The organism is Salmonella enterica subsp. arizonae (assembly GCF_008692845.1).
In the GTDB taxonomy this organism is placed as follows: Bacteria; Pseudomonadota; Gammaproteobacteria; order Enterobacterales; family Enterobacteriaceae; genus Salmonella; species Salmonella arizonae.
In genome coordinates this window covers 135520-153416 of record NZ_VXJW01000002.1, presented here as the reverse complement: position 1 = coordinate 153416, position 17897 = coordinate 135520, and the positions used below count along the sequence as shown (strand labels likewise).

The 17897-nt window shown below is 50.9% G+C and carries 18 protein-coding genes, 5 tRNA genes and 1 pseudogene; 21 read left to right on the top strand and 3 right to left on the bottom strand.

The genetic code is table 11. The features are described 5' to 3' along the window. Positions 1-312: 312 nt before the first annotated feature. The 18 genes from cydA (at position 313) to pnuC (ending at position 12068) form a co-directional block, all read left to right on the top strand. Positions 313-1881 (top strand): cytochrome ubiquinol oxidase subunit I, encoded by a 1569-nt coding sequence (cydA, locus tag F4V61_RS05330; protein ID WP_038396496.1) that lies wholly within the window; start codon positions 313-315, stop codon positions 1879-1881. Between the two features lie 15 nt (positions 1882-1896). After that, complete coding sequence (gene cydB, locus F4V61_RS05325) at positions 1897-3036, top strand: cytochrome d ubiquinol oxidase subunit II (protein ID WP_058345605.1); 1140 nt, start codon at positions 1897-1899, stop codon at positions 3034-3036. Positions 3037-3050: 14 nt separating this feature from the next. Then, the gene (cydX, locus tag F4V61_RS05320; RefSeq protein WP_000270277.1) at positions 3051-3164 is read left to right on the top strand and encodes a cytochrome bd-I oxidase subunit CydX; all 114 of its coding nucleotides are present in this window, start codon (positions 3051-3053) and stop codon (positions 3162-3164) included. Further along, on the top strand, positions 3164-3457 hold the full coding sequence (ybgE, locus tag F4V61_RS05315; RefSeq protein ID WP_000148789.1) for a cyd operon protein YbgE: 294 nt from the start codon (positions 3164-3166) through the stop codon (positions 3455-3457). The genes cydX and ybgE overlap by 1 nt, the downstream gene beginning before the upstream one ends. 273 nt (positions 3458-3730) lie before the next feature. Continuing rightward, positions 3731-4135 carry a tol-pal system-associated acyl-CoA thioesterase gene (gene ybgC / locus F4V61_RS05310; protein WP_001043397.1) on the top strand — a complete coding sequence of 135 codons (405 nt, stop codon included), beginning with the start codon at positions 3731-3733 and terminating at the stop codon, positions 4133-4135. Continuing rightward, a complete protein-coding gene (tolQ, locus tag F4V61_RS05305) occupies positions 4132-4824 on the top strand; it encodes a Tol-Pal system protein TolQ (RefSeq protein WP_000131317.1) in 693 nt (230 codons plus the stop codon). Before ybgC ends, tolQ begins: the two co-directional genes overlap by 4 nt. A gap of 2 nt (positions 4825-4826) precedes the next feature. Further along, on the top strand, positions 4827-5255 hold the full coding sequence (tolR, locus tag F4V61_RS05300; protein WP_000124469.1) for a colicin uptake protein TolR: 429 nt from the start codon (positions 4827-4829) through the stop codon (positions 5253-5255). 64 nt (positions 5256-5319) lie between these two features. Next, positions 5320-6510 (top strand): cell envelope integrity protein TolA, encoded by a 1191-nt coding sequence (gene tolA, locus F4V61_RS05295; RefSeq protein ID WP_058345604.1) that lies wholly within the window; start codon positions 5320-5322, stop codon positions 6508-6510. A 122-nt stretch (positions 6511-6632) separates the two neighbouring features. Beyond that, a complete protein-coding gene (gene tolB, locus F4V61_RS05290; RefSeq protein WP_023180605.1) occupies positions 6633-7925 on the top strand; it encodes a Tol-Pal system beta propeller repeat protein TolB in 1293 nt (430 codons plus the stop codon). Positions 7926-7959: 34 nt separating this feature from the next. Beyond that, positions 7960-8484, top strand: coding sequence for a peptidoglycan-associated lipoprotein Pal (gene pal, locus F4V61_RS05285; RefSeq protein ID WP_001176625.1), 525 nt, complete (start codon positions 7960-7962; stop codon positions 8482-8484). Positions 8485-8493: 9 nt separating this feature from the next. Continuing rightward, positions 8494-9282 carry a cell division protein CpoB gene (gene cpoB, locus F4V61_RS05280; RefSeq protein WP_079827873.1) on the top strand — a complete coding sequence of 263 codons (789 nt, stop codon included), beginning with the start codon at positions 8494-8496 and terminating at the stop codon, positions 9280-9282. A gap of 164 nt (positions 9283-9446) precedes the next feature. After that, positions 9447-9522: transfer RNA gene (locus tag F4V61_RS05275), tRNA-Lys, on the top strand. A gap of 136 nt (positions 9523-9658) precedes the next feature. Next, a tRNA-Val gene (locus F4V61_RS05270) sits at positions 9659-9734 on the top strand. A gap of 3 nt (positions 9735-9737) precedes the next feature. After that, positions 9738-9813: transfer RNA gene (locus F4V61_RS05265), tRNA-Lys, on the top strand. Between the two features lie 48 nt (positions 9814-9861). Continuing rightward, positions 9862-9937, top strand: a tRNA-Lys gene (locus F4V61_RS05260). Positions 9938-9985: 48 nt separating this feature from the next. Beyond that, positions 9986-10061, top strand: a tRNA-Lys gene (locus F4V61_RS05255). Between the two features lie 221 nt (positions 10062-10282). Next, entirely contained in the window at positions 10283-11326 is a 1044-nt protein-coding gene (nadA, locus tag F4V61_RS05250) for a quinolinate synthase NadA (protein ID WP_038396490.1), read from the top strand. 22 nt (positions 11327-11348) lie between these two features. Further along, a complete protein-coding gene (pnuC, locus tag F4V61_RS05245) occupies positions 11349-12068 on the top strand; it encodes a nicotinamide riboside transporter PnuC (protein ID WP_038396488.1) in 720 nt (239 codons plus the stop codon). On the opposite strand, the gene zitB is transcribed toward pnuC, so the two are convergent. Together zitB and F4V61_RS05235 are read right to left on the bottom strand one after the other, a co-directional pair. Then, positions 12065-13006 carry a CDF family zinc transporter ZitB gene (gene zitB, locus F4V61_RS05240; RefSeq protein WP_079904156.1) on the bottom strand — a complete coding sequence of 314 codons (942 nt, stop codon included), beginning with the start codon at positions 13004-13006 and terminating at the stop codon, positions 12065-12067. The genes pnuC and zitB overlap by 4 nt on opposite strands. Positions 13007-13116: 110 nt before the next feature. Then, entirely contained in the window at positions 13117-13503 is a 387-nt protein-coding gene (locus F4V61_RS05235) for a YbgS-like family protein (protein ID WP_000784384.1), read from the bottom strand. Positions 13504-13821: 318 nt separating this feature from the next. Here F4V61_RS05235 and aroG point away from each other — a divergent pair, with 318 nt between their 5' ends. Both aroG and F4V61_RS05225 read left to right on the top strand, forming a co-directional pair. Then, positions 13822-14874, top strand: a complete 1053-nt coding sequence (gene aroG / locus F4V61_RS05230; protein WP_038396484.1) for a 3-deoxy-7-phosphoheptulonate synthase AroG — start codon at positions 13822-13824, stop codon at positions 14872-14874. A 207-nt stretch (positions 14875-15081) separates the two neighbouring features. Beyond that, positions 15082-15219: pseudogene (locus tag F4V61_RS05225) on the top strand (ABC transporter ATP-binding protein); the annotation flags it as partial. An 89-nt stretch (positions 15220-15308) separates the two neighbouring features. On the opposite strand, the gene gpmA reads toward F4V61_RS05225, so the two are convergent. Beyond that, the gene (gene gpmA / locus F4V61_RS05220) at positions 15309-16061 is read right to left on the bottom strand and encodes a 2,3-diphosphoglycerate-dependent phosphoglycerate mutase (protein ID WP_038396482.1); all 753 of its coding nucleotides are present in this window, start codon (positions 16059-16061) and stop codon (positions 15309-15311) included. Positions 16062-16526: 465 nt separating this feature from the next. Between gpmA and chbC the strand changes: the two genes are divergently transcribed. After that, on the top strand, positions 16527-17885 hold the full coding sequence (chbC, locus tag F4V61_RS05215; RefSeq protein ID WP_024131955.1) for a PTS N,N'-diacetylchitobiose transporter subunit IIC: 1359 nt from the start codon (positions 16527-16529) through the stop codon (positions 17883-17885). Positions 17886-17897 lie beyond the last annotated feature (12 nt).

The window sequence follows — 17897 nt, the reverse complement described above, 5'->3', positions numbered from 1 at the left end:
TCAAAATTGGTTAAATTGCTCAGGATCAAATTTCCCGAAAAGAGATAGATTAGCCATAAATTGATCACTGTCGAAAAATGCAAATCTGACCCAATAAAAACCTGTTTATTGTAGGGGTTTTACGGCGTAATATATTTGCAGATTCAATTTAGGGTTTTTATTAACATGTTTGTAACTTTTCATCATTGCTGTTTCCTTCCTGAGAGAATAGTACGATGAGAGGCGGCAAATAAATTTGTATTGGGGCATGCGTGTGACCCTTTCTAACGGGGTTCACTCTCGGAGTCTTCATGCGATGAGCAAGGAGTCATGATGTTAGATATAGTCGAACTGTCGCGCTTACAGTTTGCCTTGACCGCGATGTACCATTTTCTGTTTGTGCCGCTAACGCTCGGTATGGCGTTCTTGCTGGCCATTATGGAAACGGTATACGTCCTCTCCGGCAAACAGATTTATAAAGATATGACCAAGTTCTGGGGCAAGTTGTTTGGTATCAACTTCGCTCTGGGTGTGGCTACCGGTTTGACCATGGAGTTCCAGTTCGGAACCAACTGGTCGTACTACTCCCATTATGTTGGAGATATCTTCGGTGCGCCGCTGGCAATCGAAGGTTTGATGGCCTTTTTCCTCGAATCCACCTTTGTAGGTCTGTTCTTCTTCGGCTGGGATCGTCTGGGTAAAGTCCAGCATATGTGCGTCACTTGGCTGGTGGCTCTGGGGTCCAACCTCTCCGCGCTATGGATTCTGGTGGCGAACGGCTGGATGCAAAACCCTATTGCAGCGGATTTCAATTTCGAAACCATGCGTATGGAAATGGTGAGCTTCTCCGAACTGGTGCTGAACCCGGTAGCGCAGGTGAAATTTGTTCACACTGTGGCGTCCGGCTATGTTACCGGTGCAATGTTCATCCTCGGTATCAGCGCTTACTACATGCTGAAACGGCGTGACTTCGCCTTTGCTAAACGCTCTTTTGCTATTGCCGCCAGCTTCGGTATGGCTGCCGTGCTGTCCGTTATCGTACTGGGCGACGAATCCGGTTATGAAATGGGCGACGTACAGAAGACCAAGCTCGCTGCGATTGAAGCAGAATGGGAAACGCAACCTGCTCCGGCCTCCTTTACCCTGTTTGGCATTCCTGACCAGGACAAACAGGAAAACCATCTGGCGATTCAGATCCCTTATGCGCTCGGCATTATCGCTACGCGTTCCGTTGACACGCCGGTTATTGGCCTGAAGGACCTGATGGTGCAGCATGAAGAGCGTATCCGTAACGGGATGAAAGCTTATGAACTGCTGGAACAACTGCGCGCCGGTTCTACCGACCAGGCCGTTCGCGACCAGTTCAACAGCATGAAAAAAGATCTCGGTTACGGCCTGCTGCTGAAACGCTATACGCCTAATGTGACTGACGCGACTGAAGCGCAGATCCAACAAGCGACGAAAGATTCAATTCCACGCGTTGCGCCGCTGTACTTCGCCTTCCGTATCATGGTGGCGTGCGGCTTCCTGTTGCTGGTAATCATTGCGCTCTCCTTCTGGAGCGTGATTCGTAACCGTATCGGTGAGAAAAAATGGCTGCTGCGCGCGGCGCTGTACGGTATTCCACTGCCATGGATTGCGGTAGAAGCAGGTTGGTTCGTCGCGGAATATGGCCGTCAGCCGTGGGCGATCGGCGAAGTGTTGCCGACAGCCGTGGCGAACTCATCGCTAACTGTTGGCGATCTGCTGTTTTCCATGTTCCTGATTTGCGGCCTGTATACCCTGTTCCTGGTGGCAGAGTTGTTCCTGATGTTCAAATTTGCACGCCTTGGCCCAAGCAGCCTGAAAACCGGTCGCTATCACTTTGAGCAGTCCACCGTGACTTCTCAGCCGGCACGCTAAGACAGGAGTCGTCAAATGATCGATTATGAAGTACTACGTTTTATCTGGTGGCTGCTGGTTGGCATTTTGCTGATTGGTTTCGCAGTCACCGATGGGTTCGACATGGGGGTGGGGATGCTCACCCGTTTCCTCGGTCGTAACGACACCGAACGTCGAATTATGATCAACTCCATCGCCCCGCACTGGGACGGTAACCAGGTGTGGTTGATCACGGCAGGCGGCGCGCTATTCGCTGCCTGGCCGATGGTTTACGCCGCCGCGTTTTCCGGCTTTTATGTGGCGATGATCCTGGTGCTGGCATCCTTGTTCTTCCGTCCGGTCGGTTTTGATTACCGTTCCAAGATTGAAGACCCGCGCTGGCGTAACATGTGGGACTGGGGCGTGTTCATCGGTAGCTTTGTGCCGCCGTTGGTGATCGGCGTGGCCTTTGGCAACCTGTTACAGGGCGTACCGTTCCACGTTGATGAGTATCTGCGTCTGTACTACACCGGCAACTTCTTCCAGTTGCTGAACCCGTTTGGTCTGCTGGCGGGTATTGTCAGCGTCGGGATGATCATCACGCAGGGGGCGACTTACCTGCAAATGCGTACCGTTGGCGAACTGCACCTGCGCGCACGCGCCACCTCGCAGATTGCGGCGCTGGTGACATTAGTATGCTTTGCGCTGGCAGGCGTTTGGGTGATGTATGGTATTGATGGTTATGTGGTGACATCCGCGATTGACCATCATGCCGCCTCTAACCCGCTGACCAAAGAAGTGGCGCGTGAAGCCGGCGCCTGGCTGGTGAACTTCAATAACGCCCCGATCCTGTGGTTGATTCCGGCGTTGGGCGTGGTTCTGCCGCTGCTGACTATCCTGGCTTCCCGTATGGAGAAAGGCGCGTGGGCATTCCTGTTCTCTTCGCTGACCCTGGCCTGCATTATTCTGACGGCCGGTATCGCCATGTTCCCGTTTGTGATGCCGTCCAGCACGATGATGAATGCCAGCCTGACCATGTGGGATGCGACATCCAGCCAGATGACGCTGAACCTGATGACCTGGGTTGCGGCGGTGTTCGTACCGATCATTCTGATCTACACCACCTGGTGTTACTGGAAAATGTTCGGTCGTATCACCAAAGAACATATTGAAAGCAACACCCACTCTTTGTACTAAGTAAGGAGCTTAAAATGTGGTATTTCGCATGGATTCTGGGAACGCTTCTTGCCTGTGCATTCGGGATCATTACCGCCCTGGCGCTTGAGCACGTCGAAGCGGATAAAACCGGTCAAAAAGAAAGCTAATGACCCATATTATCGCAAAATTGTATGCGGTAATGGATAAGCGCCCGCTAAGGGCGCTTTCCTTCGTGATGGCGATAGTGTTAGCAGGTTGTATGTTCTGGGACCCGTCACGTTTTGCTGCAAAGACCAGCACGCTTGAAATCTGGCACGGATTATTGCTGATGTGGGCGGTTTGCGCAGGCATAGTCCACGGCGTGGGCTTTCGTCCTGAGTCCGTACACTGGCAAGGGATTTTTTGTCCGCTGCTTGCGGATATCGTCCTCATTGCCGGCCTGATTTTCTTCTTCTTGTGATTAAGAAACCTCCTTAAAAATATAGGGGCTTGCATCAGCCCCTATATTTTTACTCTCCCTTAACTTCTCCCCATTCCCAAGCCTCATTCCCACGCGTATAGTAGCAACGTTTAAACGCTCTACTTTTGTTGCATTACCGGGATGTAAAGTGAATACAACGCGATATACAACGGCATTCTTGTGGCATTGCGGCGGCAAGTGCGCGAACTACCAGGAACTTATAAGAATAAGCACCTGCGGTGAGCGGATGAAGCTAACAAAGAGGCAACAGGAATGAATAAGTCTATGTTTCGATGGCCGATTCGGGTTTATTACGAAGACACAGACGCTGGCGGTGTGGTTTATCACGCCAGCTATGTCGCTTTTTATGAAAGAGCGCGCACGGAGATGCTGCGTCACCACCACTTCAGCCAACAGGTGCTGCTGGCGGAGCGGGTCGCCTTTGTGGTGCGCAGGATGACGCTGGAATATTACGCGCCTGCGCGGCTCGACGATATGCTTGAAGTTCAAACAGAAATTACGTCAATGCGTGGCACCGCTTTGGTTTTCACGCAACGCATTGTCAACGCAGAGAACATGCTGCTGAATGAGGCTGAGGTTCTGATTGTTTGCGTTGATCCACTCAAAATGAAGCCTCGTGCGCTTCCTAAGTCTATTGTCGCGGAGTTTAAGCAGTGACTGACATGAATATCCTTGATTTGTTCCTGAAGGCAAGCCTTCTGGTTAAACTTATCATGTTGATTTTGATTGGTTTTTCAATAGCATCCTGGGCCATCATTATCCAGCGAACGCGCATTCTGAACGCCGCTGCGCGTGAGGCGGAGGCGTTTGAAGATAAATTCTGGTCTGGAATCGAACTTTCTCGCCTGTACCAGGAAAGCCAGGGAAGACGCGATAATCTGTCTGGCTCGGAACAAATCTTTTATAGCGGGTTCAAAGAGTTTGTCCGGCTCCATCGCGCTAACAGCCATGCGCCGGAGGCGGTGGTAGAGGGGGCGTCGCGTGCGATGCGTATCTCTATGAACCGAGAGCTGGAAACGCTGGAAACGCATATTCCTTTTCTTGGCACGGTAGGTTCTATCAGCCCTTATATCGGTCTGTTTGGCACCGTATGGGGGATTATGCATGCGTTTATCGCGCTGGGGGCGGTGAAACAGGCGACGCTGCAAATGGTTGCGCCGGGTATCGCAGAAGCGTTGATTGCCACGGCGATAGGTCTGTTTGCCGCCATTCCTGCGGTCATGGCCTATAACCGCCTGAATCAGCGCGTCAACAAGCTGGAACTGAATTACGACAACTTTATGGAAGAGTTTACCGCGATTCTGCACCGTCAGGCGTTTACCGTAAGCGAAAGCAACAAGGGGTAGCCATGGCCAGATCGCGTGGACGAGGTCGCCGCGACCTCAAGTCTGAAATCAACATCGTACCGTTGCTCGACGTACTGCTGGTGTTGTTGCTTATCTTTATGGCGACGGCACCAATCATCACCCAGAGCGTGGAAGTCGATCTGCCGGAGGCGAATCAGTCGCAGGCGGTCAGTAGTAACGACGACCCTCCGGTCATTATTGAAGTTTCCGGAGTGGGGCAATACAGCGTGGTGGTTGATAAAGAACGAATGGATCAACTGCCGTCTGAACAGGTGATCGCAGAAGCAAAGCGTCATCTGCAGGCTAATCCGAAAACAGTCTTTTTAATCGGCGGCGCGAAAGAGGTGCCGTACGATGAAATAATTAAAGCGCTGAACTTGTTACACAGCGCGGGCGTAAAATCGGTTGGCTTAATGACGCAGCCAATCTGAAGTCTGCGTCCCGCTGGCTTGAAAGACGGCGAGTAACAGGCGAACAGTTTTTTGGGAACCGAGAGTGTCAAAGGCAACCGAACAAAATGACAAGCTCAAACGGGCGATAATTATTTCAGCCGTGCTGCATATCATCTTATTTGCAGTGCTGATCTGGAGTTCGTTTGATGAGCATATAGAGACTTCTGCCGGCGGCGGCGGCGGTTCCGCTATCGACGCGGTGATGGTCGATCCTGGCGCCGTTGTACAGCAGTACAATCGTCAGCAGGATCAACAGGCCAGCGCCAGACGTGCGGAAGAAGAGCGTAAAAAGCTGCAACAGCAGCAGGAAGAAGAGCTTCAGGAGAAGCAGGCTGCCGAACAGGCACGATTGAAACAACTTGAGAAAGAGCGTTTAGCGGCTCAGGAGCAGCAAAAGCAGGCCGAAGAGGCGGCAAAACTGGCGCAGCAGCAACAGAAACAAGCAGAAGAAGCAGCCCAGAAAGCGGCGGCGGATGCGAAGAAAAAAGCGGAGGCCGAAGCTGCAAAAGCGGCGGCGGACGCGAAGAAGAAAGCGGAGGCCGAGGCAGCGAAAGCGGCGGCGGACGCGAAGAAGAAAGCGGAAGCCGAGGCAGCGAAAGCGGCGGCGGACGCGAAGAAGAAAGCGGAAGCCGAGGCGGCTAAGCAGGCTCAGGCCGAAGCCGCGAAGAAAGCCGCCGCTGAAAAAGCCGCGGCTGACAAAAAGGCCGCCGCAGAGAAAGCGGCAGCGGAGAAAAAGGCGGCGGAGAAAAAGGCGGCGGAGAAGAAAGCTGCCGCGGACAAAGCTGCAGCGGATAAAGCGGCGGCTAAAAAAGCGGCTGCCGAAAAAGCGGCCGCCGCAGAGGGAGTCGACGATCTGCTTGGCGATCTCAGCTCTGGCAAAAATGCGCCGAAAACCGGCGGCGGCGCGAAAGGGAATGGCCAGCCATCTAAAGATAGCGGTACATCGGGCGCTAACGGTGGGGCGACAGGGGCTGATATCAGTGCTTATGCGAAACAGATTCAGGTCGCGATTCAGAGCCGTCTGTATGATGCGAGCCTGTATCAGGGCAAACAATGTGTTTTGCATATTAGTCTGGCGCCGGATGGCTCATTAAAAAGCATTACATCTGAGGGTGGCGATCCGGCGCTTTGCCAGGCGGCGTTAATGGCGGCAAAAACCGCGAAAATTCCTAAACCGCCAAGCCAGGCTGTTTATGAGAAAATAAAAGATGCCAAACTAGACTTTAAACTGTAGATACTTTCCTCTATGAAAGTAGGGACGGTTGGGGAGGACTGGTCCTGGTGGTTTTGTATATTTGAGTTTGTTAACATTCTGCTAAATTATCGTGGGCCGCAGGCTCAGGTATGGGAGATATGATGAAGCAGGCATTACGAGTAGCATTTGGTTTTCTGATGCTGTGGGCGGCGGTGCTGCACGCAGAAGTCCGTATCGAGATCACCCAGGGGGTGGACTCGGCGCGCCCGATTGGCGTTGTACCTTTTAAATGGGCCGGACCGGGCGCTGCGCCTGAAGATATCGGCGGTATCGTTGCGGCAGATTTACGCAACAGCGGTAAATTTAATCCTTTAGACAGGTCCAGACTGCCGCAGCAGCCAGCCACCGCTCAGGAAGTTCAGCCTGCCGCATGGTCTGCGCTGGGTATTGACGCCGTCGTCGTTGGGCAGGTGACGCCGAATCCGGACGGTTCCTACAATGTCGCCTATCAACTGGTTGACACTGGCGGCGCGCCGGGTACTGTACTGGCGCAAAACTCTTATAAAGTAAACAAGCAGTGGCTGCGTTATGCAGGCCATACCGCCAGTGACGAAGTCTTTGAAAAACTGACCGGTATTAAGGGCGCATTCCGTACCCGTATCGCCTACGTGGTGCAGACTAACGGCGGTCAGTTCCCGTATGAACTGCGCGTGTCGGATTACGATGGCTACAATCAGTTCGTGGTGCACCGTTCTCCTCAGCCGTTGATGTCTCCAGCGTGGTCACCGGACGGTTCAAAACTGGCTTATGTGACTTTTGAAAGCGGTCGCTCCGCGCTGGTTATCCAGACGTTGGCGAATGGCGCAGTGCGTCAGGTTGCGTCCTTCCCGCGTCACAACGGCGCCCCGGCCTTCTCGCCGGATGGGACGAAACTGGCGTTTGCGTTGTCAAAAACCGGTAGTCTGAACCTGTATGTTATGGATCTCGCCTCCGGTCAGATTCGTCAGATAACGGACGGGCGTAGCAACAATACGGAGCCGACCTGGTTCCCGGACAGTCAGACTCTGGCCTTTACCTCTGACCAGGCTGGACGTCCGCAAGTGTATAAAATGAACATTAACGGCGGTGCGGCGCAACGTATTACCTGGGAAGGTTCGCAAAACCAGGATGCGGATGTCAGCAGCGACGGTAAATTTATGGTAATGGTAAGCTCAAATAACGGGCAGCAGCACATTGCCAAACAAGATCTGGTGACGGGTGGCGTACAGGTTCTGTCGTCAACGTTCCTGGATGAAACGCCAAGTCTGGCACCTAACGGCACGATGGTAATCTACAGCTCTTCTCAGGGGATGGGATCTGTGCTGAATTTGGTTTCTACAGATGGGCGTTTCAAAGCGCGTCTTCCGGCCACTGATGGTCAGGTGAAATCGCCTGCCTGGTCGCCGTATCTGTGATAATAATTAATTGATTACTAAAGGAATTAAAGAAATGCAACTGAACAAAGTGCTGAAGGGCCTGATGATTGCTCTGCCTGTTATGGCAGTCGCGGCATGTTCTTCCAACAAGAACGCCAGCAATGACGGTAGCGAAGGCGGTATGCTGAACGGCGCCGGCACTGGTATGGACGCTAACGGCAACGGCAACATGTCATCTGAAGAGCAGGCGCGCCTGCAAATGCAGCAACTGCAGCAGAACAACATCGTATACTTTGATCTGGACAAATATGATATCCGTTCTGACTTCGCGGCAATGCTGGACGCGCACGCTAACTTCCTGCGTAGCAACCCGTCTTACAAAGTCACCGTAGAAGGTCATGCGGACGAACGCGGTACGCCTGAATACAATATCTCCCTGGGCGAACGTCGTGCTAACGCCGTTAAAATGTACCTACAGGGTAAAGGTGTTTCAGCAGACCAGATCTCCATCGTTTCTTACGGTAAAGAAAAACCTGCAGTACTGGGCCACGACGAAGCGGCTTACGCTAAGAACCGTCGCGCTGTACTGGTTTACTAAGAGAATTGCATGAGCAGTAACTTCAGACATCACCTGTTGAGTCTGTCGTTACTGATTGGTATAGCGGCCCCCTGGGCCGCTTTTGCTCAGGCGCCAATCAGTAGTGTCGGCTCAGGCTCGGTCGAAGACCGCGTCACTCAACTTGAGCGTATCTCTAACGCTCACAGCCAGCTTTTAACCCAACTTCAGCAGCAGCTCTCCGATAATCAGTCCGATATCGATTCTTTACGCGGTCAAATCCAGGAAAATCAGTATCAACTGAATCAGGTGATTGAGCGCCAGAGGCAAATCATGCTGCAGCTAGGAAACTTGAATAATGGCGGCGTAGCGCAGTCTGCGACTGGCGATCAGAGCGGGGCGGCAACCGCTGCGTCCCCCGCCCCAGATGCCGGTACGGCAACCTCAGGGGCACCGGTACAAAGTGGCGATGCGAATACCGATTACAATGCGGCAATTGCGCTGGTGCAGGATAAGTCCCGCCAGGATGATGCGATTGTGGCATTTCAGAACTTCATCAAAAAATACCCTGATTCGACTTATCAGCCGAACGCCAATTATTGGCTGGGCCAGTTGAATTACAACAAGGGTAAAAAAGATGATGCCGCCTATTATTTCGCCTCGGTAGTGAAAAATTATCCTAAGTCGCCGAAGGCGGCGGACGCGATGTACAAAGTTGGCGTTATCATGCAGGACAAAGGCGATATGGCAAAAGCGAAAGCGGTTTATCAGCAGGTGATTAATAAATATCCTGGTACTGATGGCGCGAAGCAAGCGCAGAAGCGACTTAATGCGATGTAATGCGTACCATGCGACCAGAAAACGCCTTTTTTCTGGTCGCGTCGTGTGATTCCTAAGCAGTTAAGTTTCCTGCATCGAAATTTTTGTTGCGCTCAAATCTGAAATCAGTAATATATGCCGCCGTTGCCACGGGATATTAAACAACTCGAAAGCAGCGTAAAAGTGGGTCGTTAGCTCAGTTGGTAGAGCAGTTGACTTTTAATCAATTGGTCGCAGGTTCGAATCCTGCACGACCCACCAATCGTTCGGTGGAAACGAGAATAAAACGTGAAGGATAACGTTGCGTCAGCAACGGCTCGTAGGGCGAGGCGAAGCCGAGTCATCCTGCACGACCCACCACTAAATTAGGTTAGTCAGTAGCATCCAGCACAGTATCGGGTGATTAGCTCAGCTGGGAGAGCACCTCCCTTACAAGGAGGGGGTCGGCGGTTCGATCCCGTCATCACCCACCACTTGGGTCGTTAGCTCAGTTGGTAGAGCAGTTGACTTTTAATCAATTGGTCGCAGGTTCGAATCCTGCACGACCCACCAATTTTTATATTGGTACCGAGTAAAAAATTTTTCAGGTAATACCCGAACGGGGCGTTAGCTCAGTTGGTAGAGCAGTTGACTTTTAATCAATTGGTCGCAGGTTCGAATCCTGCACGCCCCACCAATACCGCGGTGGGTTCCTGAAAAAGAGTAAAGTATTAAACCCCATAAAGGGTCGTTAGCTCAGTTGGTAGAGCAGTTGACTTTTAATCAATTGGTCGCAGGTTCGAATCCTGCACGACCCACCAGTGTAAAAAGGCGCCCTAAAGGCGCCTTTTTGCTATCTGTGATTTAAGAGATTCGATGCCTGATGGCGCTTCGCTTATCCGGCATTCATCACACGCAATTATTGTGACTTTTATTCGTCAATCGGCTATCTTGTTTAGTATATAAAACAAATTGACCGATGGTGGCGTGCGTTGTGCTTTCATTCGGTTGTTTCGTTAAGCCAGTAAAACGAGAAAGCATGATGAGCGTGATGTTTGATCCTGACAGAGCAATTTATCCCTTTCCGCCAAAGCCAGCGCCGTTAAGCGTTGAAGAAAAGCAATTCTATCGTGAGAAAATCAAACACCTGTTGAAAGAGCGGGATGCGGTGTTGGTGGCGCATTACTACACCGATCCTGAAATTCAACTACTTGCTGAAGAGACTGGAGGGTGTATTTCCGATTCCCTGGAAATGGCCCGTTTCGGCGCGAAGCACGCCGCGTCCACGCTGCTGGTGGCGGGCGTGCGGTTTATGGGGGAGACAGCCAAAATCCTTAGTCCGGAAAAAACGATCCTCATGCCTACTCTCGCGGCAGAATGTTCGCTGGATTTAGGCTGCCCAATAGACGAATTTAGCGCTTTTTGTGATGCTCATCCTGACAGAACCGTGGTGGTCTACGCCAACACCTCCGCTGCCGTTAAAGCGCGTGCGGACTGGGTTGTGACCTCCAGTATCGCCGTAGAACTGATTGAGCATCTGGATAGTCTGGGTGAAAAAATCATCTGGGCGCCGGACAGGCACTTGGGGAATTACGTGCAAACACAGACCGGAGCGGATGTGCTGTGCTGGCAGGGGGCGTGTATCGTACATGACGAATTTAAAACCCAGGCGTTGACCCGTTTGAAAAAAATATATTCCGATGCCGCTATTCTGGTTCATCCTGAAGCGCCACAGTCCATTGTCGAGATGGCTGATGCGGTTGGTTCAACCAGCCAGCTCATTAAGGCGGCAAAAACTCTGCCGCACAGACAGCTTATCGTGGCGACCGATCGTGGCATTTTTTATAAAATGCAGCAGGCGGTGCCTGAAAAGGAGCTGCTTGAAGCGCCGACTGCTGGCGAGGGGGCTACCTGCCGCAGTTGCGCGCACTGTCCGTGGATGGCGATGAATGGCCTGAAAGCAATAGCAGAAGGGCTGGAGCAGGGCGGGGCGGCGCATGAGATACAGGTTGATGCGGCGCTACGCGAGGGCGCATTGCTGCCACTCAACCGGATGCTGGATTTTGCGGCTACACTTCGGACGTAAAGCATAAGATCCTGGAGGAAAGATGGATTTTTTTAGCACGCAAAATATACTGATTTATATTCCGATCGGCGCTGGCGGTTACGATCTCTCCTGGATCGAAGCGGTAGGAACATTCGCGGGTCTGCTCTGTATTTGGCTTGCCAGTCTGGAAAAGATCAGCAATTACTTTTTTGGACTGGTTAACGTCACCCTGTTTGCGATCATTTTCTTTCAGATCCAGCTTTATGCCAGCCTGTTGCTGCAACTCTTTTTCTTTGCCGCCAATATCTATGGCTGGTATGCCTGGTCGCGGCAAACAAATGATAATGAAGCCGAGCTTAAGATCCGCTGGCTGCCATTGCCAAAAGCAATAACATGGCTGGCGATATGTGTGATAGCCATCGGTTTGATGACGCGATATATCGATCCCGTATTCGCCGTCCTGACGCGAGTGGCCGTCGGCATTATGCAGATGCTGGGGTTACAGGTGACAATGCCCGTACTGCAACCGGACGCGTTCCCGTTCTGGGACGCGTGCATGATGGTGCTGTCTATCGCGGCGATGATTCTGATGACACGCAAATACGTTGAAAACTGGCTACTGTGGGTGATAATCAACGTCATTAGCGTGGTGATTTTTGCCTTGCAGGGCGTCTATGCGATGTCGCTGGAATATCTGATCCTGACATTTATCGCCGTGAACGGTAGCCGCATGTGGGTAAATAGCGCGCGGGAGCGAGGGTCGCGCGCGCTTTCCCATTAATGGTGATGATGAGCATACCCGGATGACGCCTGATTCAGACGGCAATCCGGGCCGTGGCATACTTGATACTCCATCTGAATCGTAGCGTGCGCAATATGGTATTCGTCTGTCAGGAAGTCCTGAATACGCTCCAGCAGCGCATCATGGTCATGCGGTGGAATGACCTGAGCGTGCAATGTCATGACAGGTTTTTCGCCGACCATCCAGACATGCACATGGTGTACGTTGCGAACTTCGGGGATTTCCCGGCTTAAATTGCGCTGTAAGGCATTAATATCCAGTGAAACCGGCGCGCCTTCAAGTAATTCGTTGACGCTATCTTTTAATAAACGCAAGGCGCTACGTAGCACCAGTACCGAAACCAGAATAGAGAGAATCGGGTCCGCTGGGGTCCAACCCGTCCAGATAATGATCAGCGCGGCGGCTATCGCGCCGACTGAACCCAGCAAATCGCCCATCACATGTAGCGCGGCAGCGCGAACGTTCAGGTTTTTTTCATCGCTTCCCCGGTGGAGAATCCAGAATACAAACAAGTTCGCAAGCAAACCCGCGACCGCAATCATCATCATTAGACTACCTGTCACCGGACGAGGCGTGTAAAAGCGCTCTATCGCTTCCCAGACAATGAGGATAGTAATAACCACTAACGCAATGGCATTCACAAAGGCTGCCAGGGTGGTAAGTCTTAGCCAGCCAAAAGTGTGGCGAACAGTCGGGGGACGACGGGAAAACTTAACCGCCAGCAGCGCAAAGAGAAGGGCCGCCGCGTCAGTGAGCATATGTCCCGCATCCGCCAACAACGCCAGCGAGCCGGAGAGTATCCCGCCCGCCACCTCGAGGAGCATAAATCCGGCGGTGACGATAAAGGCGAAAAGCAAGCGACGAGCATTATTATCTTTCGGCAGTTGTGAATCGGCATGAGAGTGTGAGTGCGCCATAACGTCATTCCTTTGTTATTCTCATCAATACTGTAGACATCATACTGATTTTTCGCTGACAAAATAAAAAGGAGAGCGAAAGCTCTCCCGTTATCAGACTTTTTTCAGAATTACTGTGTGGTGCCGTCGGTTTTGGTATTCACGTCATTATTGACGCCATTACCGGTTTCCACTTTTTTATTAATATCCGGGCAGCGACCATCTTTACACATGGTATTTTTATGTTCTTCATCCTTGGTCATCCCGTCATGATTCATGGTTGAGCCGTCAGGATGCTGCATGGTGTTGTTAGTATTGCCGTTGGTATTAATGTCGTTATTATTCACATCATTCGGCGCCACATTCTGGCGGGCGTCCGGGGCGACCTGGCCGGCATTTGCCGCCGAGTTCGCCTGACCATTGCTGGACTGCGCATTAGATTCAGCAGCCAGTACTGCGCCGCTGGCGAGGCCGAGGGTAGCGGTAAGTAAAAGCGTAGTCAGTTTTGTCATTTTCATAAGATGCTCCTGTTATGGTGGATATGTCGGATAACCTCTTCCAACAGTGCACGTGTCAGTCAAATCCTCAAAAAGGGATAAAAAGCTTCCGCCGCCGCCTATTAACGCAGCAGAGAATCTTGCAATAATTCACAAACAGAGTGGTTACAGTTAAAAAGTGTAGGTTAGATCCCGTTTTTCGCTACATTTGTGCGTTTTTTTCCTTAATTCCAGGATTAATCCGTTCAAAGTGTAAAAGCCCGTTTACACTATTTAATTGAAGAGATAGATTGGAGGGATTGCATTCATTGGGATAAGTACGGCAACACTGGAATAAACATGAATTATCAGAACGACGATTTACGCATTAAAGACATCAACGAGTTATTACCTCCTGTCGCACTGCTGGAAAAGTTTCCCGCGACGGAAAATGCAGCGAATACCGTTGCCCACGCGCGCAAAGCCATCCATAAAATTCTCAAAGACAATGATGATCGCCTGCTGGTGGTGATTGGGCCTTGTTCAATTCATGATCCGGCTGCGGCGAAGGAGTATGCCGCCCGTTTGCTGGCGTTACGCGATGAGCTTAAAGGCGAGCTTGAAATTGTCATGCGCGTCTATTTTGAGAAACCGCGTACCACTGTTGGCTGGAAAGGGCTGATTAACGATCCGCACATGGATAACAGCTTCCAGATTAACGACGGTCTGCGTATTGCCCGTAAACTGCTGCTGGATATTAACGACAGCGGCCTGCCTGCCGCCGGCGAATTTCTTGATATGATCACGCCGCAGTACCTGGCCGATTTGATGAGCTGGGGCGCTATTGGCGCGCGGACCACCGAATCCCAGGTTCATCGCGAACTGGCGTCCGGTCTCTCTTGTCCGGTCGGTTTTAAAAATGGTACTGATGGCACGATTAAAGTCGCGATTGACGCAATCAACGCTGCCGGTGCGCCGCACTGCTTCCTCTCCGTCACTAAATGGGGCCATTCGGCGATTGTGAATACCAGCGGCAACGGCGACTGCCATATTATTCTACGCGGCGGTAAAGCGCCAAACTATAGCGCGCAGCATGTTGCGGAGGTGAAAGAAGGGCTCACCAAAGCGGGACTGACGCCGCAGGTCATGATCGATTTCAGCCATGCCAACTCTTGTAAGCAATTTCAAAAGCAGATGGAGGTTTGCGCCGATGTCTGCCAGCAGATTGCGGGCGGCGAAAAAGCGATTATTGGCGTGATGGTAGAGAGCCATCTGGTAGAAGGAAACCAGAGCCTGGAAAGCGGTCAGCCGCTGACCTACGGTAAAAGCATTACTGACGCCTGCATTGGCTGGGAAGATACCGATGCGTTGCTTCGCCAGTTGTCGGAAGCGGTAAAAGCCCGGCGGGGTTAATCTTCATAACGTGTTAAACCGGCCTGCAAGGCCGGTTTTTTTATCGCTGGCAGATGAGATTCATCCACCATGACACTACTCGAAATATAAATAAATATATAACGTAATGATTCAGCGCTATAATTCACCTCTGCTTAATAACGTAGCCCGAACGATGACCAGTCAGGACAAATCACTTTTAGCTCCCAGTCTCGCTTCCACGCCGACCGGCTGGTCGCCAGCGGCGCGCCGGAAACGGTGATTACCGCTGAACGTCTGGCTGAAGTGTACCGGGTGCGAGGATGCGTGAAGCACTGTTCGCAGGGCAGGTTGCAGGTGGTGCTTGAAGGGGTGATCGAAGTTTAGACCTATTGCCTGGTGGCGCTGCGCTTATCTGGCCTACATATCACTCGTAGGCCGGATAAGGTATTTATGCCGCCATCCGGCAAACGTGATTACTTCGCTTTACCTTGATTCGCCACGGCAGCCGCTTTCGCTGCTATCTCGTCGGCATTACCCAAATAGTAATGTTTGATTGGTTTGAAGTTCTCGTCGAACTCATACACCAGGGGCACGCCGGTTGGGATGTTTAGCTCCAGAATTTCATCTTCACCCATGTTATCCAGGTATTTCACCAGCGCACGCAGTGAGTTACCGTGAGCGGCGATGATCACGCGCTCACCGCTTTTCATACGCGGCAGGATGGATTCGTTCCAGTAAGGGATAACGCGCTCAATGGTTAGCGCCAGGCTTTCGGTCGTTGGCAGTTCTTTATCGGTCAACTTCGCATAGCGCGGGTCGTGACCCGGATAGCGCTCATCATCTTTGGTCAATTCCGGCGGCGTAACGGCAAAACCGCGGCGCCACTGTTTAACCTGCTCGTCGCCATATTTTTCTGCCGTTTCCGCTTTATTCAGCCCCTGCAACGCGCCATAGTGACGTTCATTGAGTTTCCATGATTTTTCCACTGGCAGCCATGCCTGATCCAGTTCATCCAGTACGTTCCACAGCGTATGGATAGCGCGTTTCAGTACGGAGGTGTAGGCAAAATCAAAGCTGAAACCTTCTTCTTTTAATAACTTACCTGCCGCTTTCGCTTCGCTTACGCCTTTTTCAGACAGGTCCACATCATACCAGCCAGTGAAACGGTTTTCTTTGTTCCACTGACTTTCACCGTGACGTACCAGAACCAGCTTAGTTACAGCCATACTCTCACTCCTATAACTCATATGTAATGATAATAATTCTCATTATATTGCCGTAATACCTCAGCGGCAACGCTTATCCTTATACAATAGCGAAAATCAGGCTTGAGTGTAAGGTATGTGTTAATGAGAGGTTGTGTTTAGGTGCTAAAAGTGAGAATCCATCAGGCATAACCAGTGTCATCAGACCAAATTAAATCCTGCCGCTATTGGTGACTATATAAACTATTTGCGAATATTCTCTCACGCTGCTTATCGGCTTAGCGCTTCGGCAAAATTCCCTGAAATGTGAAAAACGTCATGTCAAAAGGTCAATGAAAAGGAATTCATGGATCTGACTCATTACTGCCTTTTAGGGGCCTCATGTATCCTGTTTGTCATTCAGAGAGAAATATTCTGTTCGTGATTTTATCCGTCAAAGAGATTTATATTTTTCCTTATCAGGTGTTCTATTTGAGGGTATTCATTATGTCTGGCGCAATACGTTCCCTGGAAAGAGTGATTTTACCTGTTGCGGTAACGCTGGGTAAACAGATACATGTGAACGCCATTAAAAATGGCTTTATCAGGCTAATGCCACTAACGCTGGTTGGGGCTATATTTGTGCTGATAAATAATGTGTTGTTGAGTTTTGGTGAAGGATCATTTTTCTGGTCTATGGGTATTCGCCTGGACGTGAATACCCTTGCATCACTGGAACAACTGAAGGTTATAGGTGGTAGCGTATATAACGGAACGCTGGGAATAATGTCATTGATGACGCCATTTTTTATCGGCATGGCGCTGGCTGAAGAGCGTAAAGTGGATGCGCTTGCTGCCGGATTGCTATCGCTCGCCTCTTTTATGACGGTTACGCCGTTTACAATTGGAGATGTGAGTGCTATTGGCGCAAACTGGCTTGGAGGGGCAAATATTATTTCTGGTATTATTATTGGTCTGGTCGTTGCTGAGATATTCACTTTTATTATCCGTCAGAATTGGGTTATCAGATTACCTGACAGCGTACCGGAATCGGTTTCGCGCTCATTTACTGCATTAATCCCCGGTTTTATTATTCTTTTCATGATGGGACTGATTGCATGGGGGCTGTCGTTGGCTGGCACCCATTTTCATCAGGTGATTATGAATTCGATTGCGACGCCACTGGCGTCGCTCGGTAGCATCGTTGGATGGGCATATGTGATATTTAATGCCTTACTCTGGTTTTTTGGCGTACATGGAGGACTGGCATTAACTGCGCTCAATAGTGGCATTTTGGGCCCTTGGGGAATGGAAAATATGGCGACCTACACGGAGTATGGTTCTATCGACGCAGCGCTGGCGGCGGGTAAAGCCTTCCATTTCTGGACTGGGCCAATGTTGGAATCTTACGTCTACCTCGGCGGGACTGGGGCAACGTTGAGCCTGATTTTCGCTATTTTTATCGCCTCACGCCGTGCTGACTATCGGCAGGTAGCTAAAATAGCATTACCCTCCGGACTGTTTAATATTAATGAGCCGATTCTGTTTGGCCTGCCCATTATCATGAATCCGGTGTTAATGGTTCCCTTCGTACTCATTCAGCCTATTCTGGCGGGTATCACATTATTAGTATATTCATTAGGTATTATTCCACCCTCTACAAATTTTGCGCCGTGGACAATGCCAGTAGGACTGGGGGCATTCTTCAATTCTAACGGCAGTATCGCTGCACTCATTATCGCATTAGTGAATCTTGCCATAGCGACATTAATTTATCTCCCTTTTGTCATTATTGCCAATAAAGCACAAAACATTATTGATGAGGATGAGAGCGAAGAAGATATCGCCAATGCCTTAAAATTTTGATGAGGTGTAAAC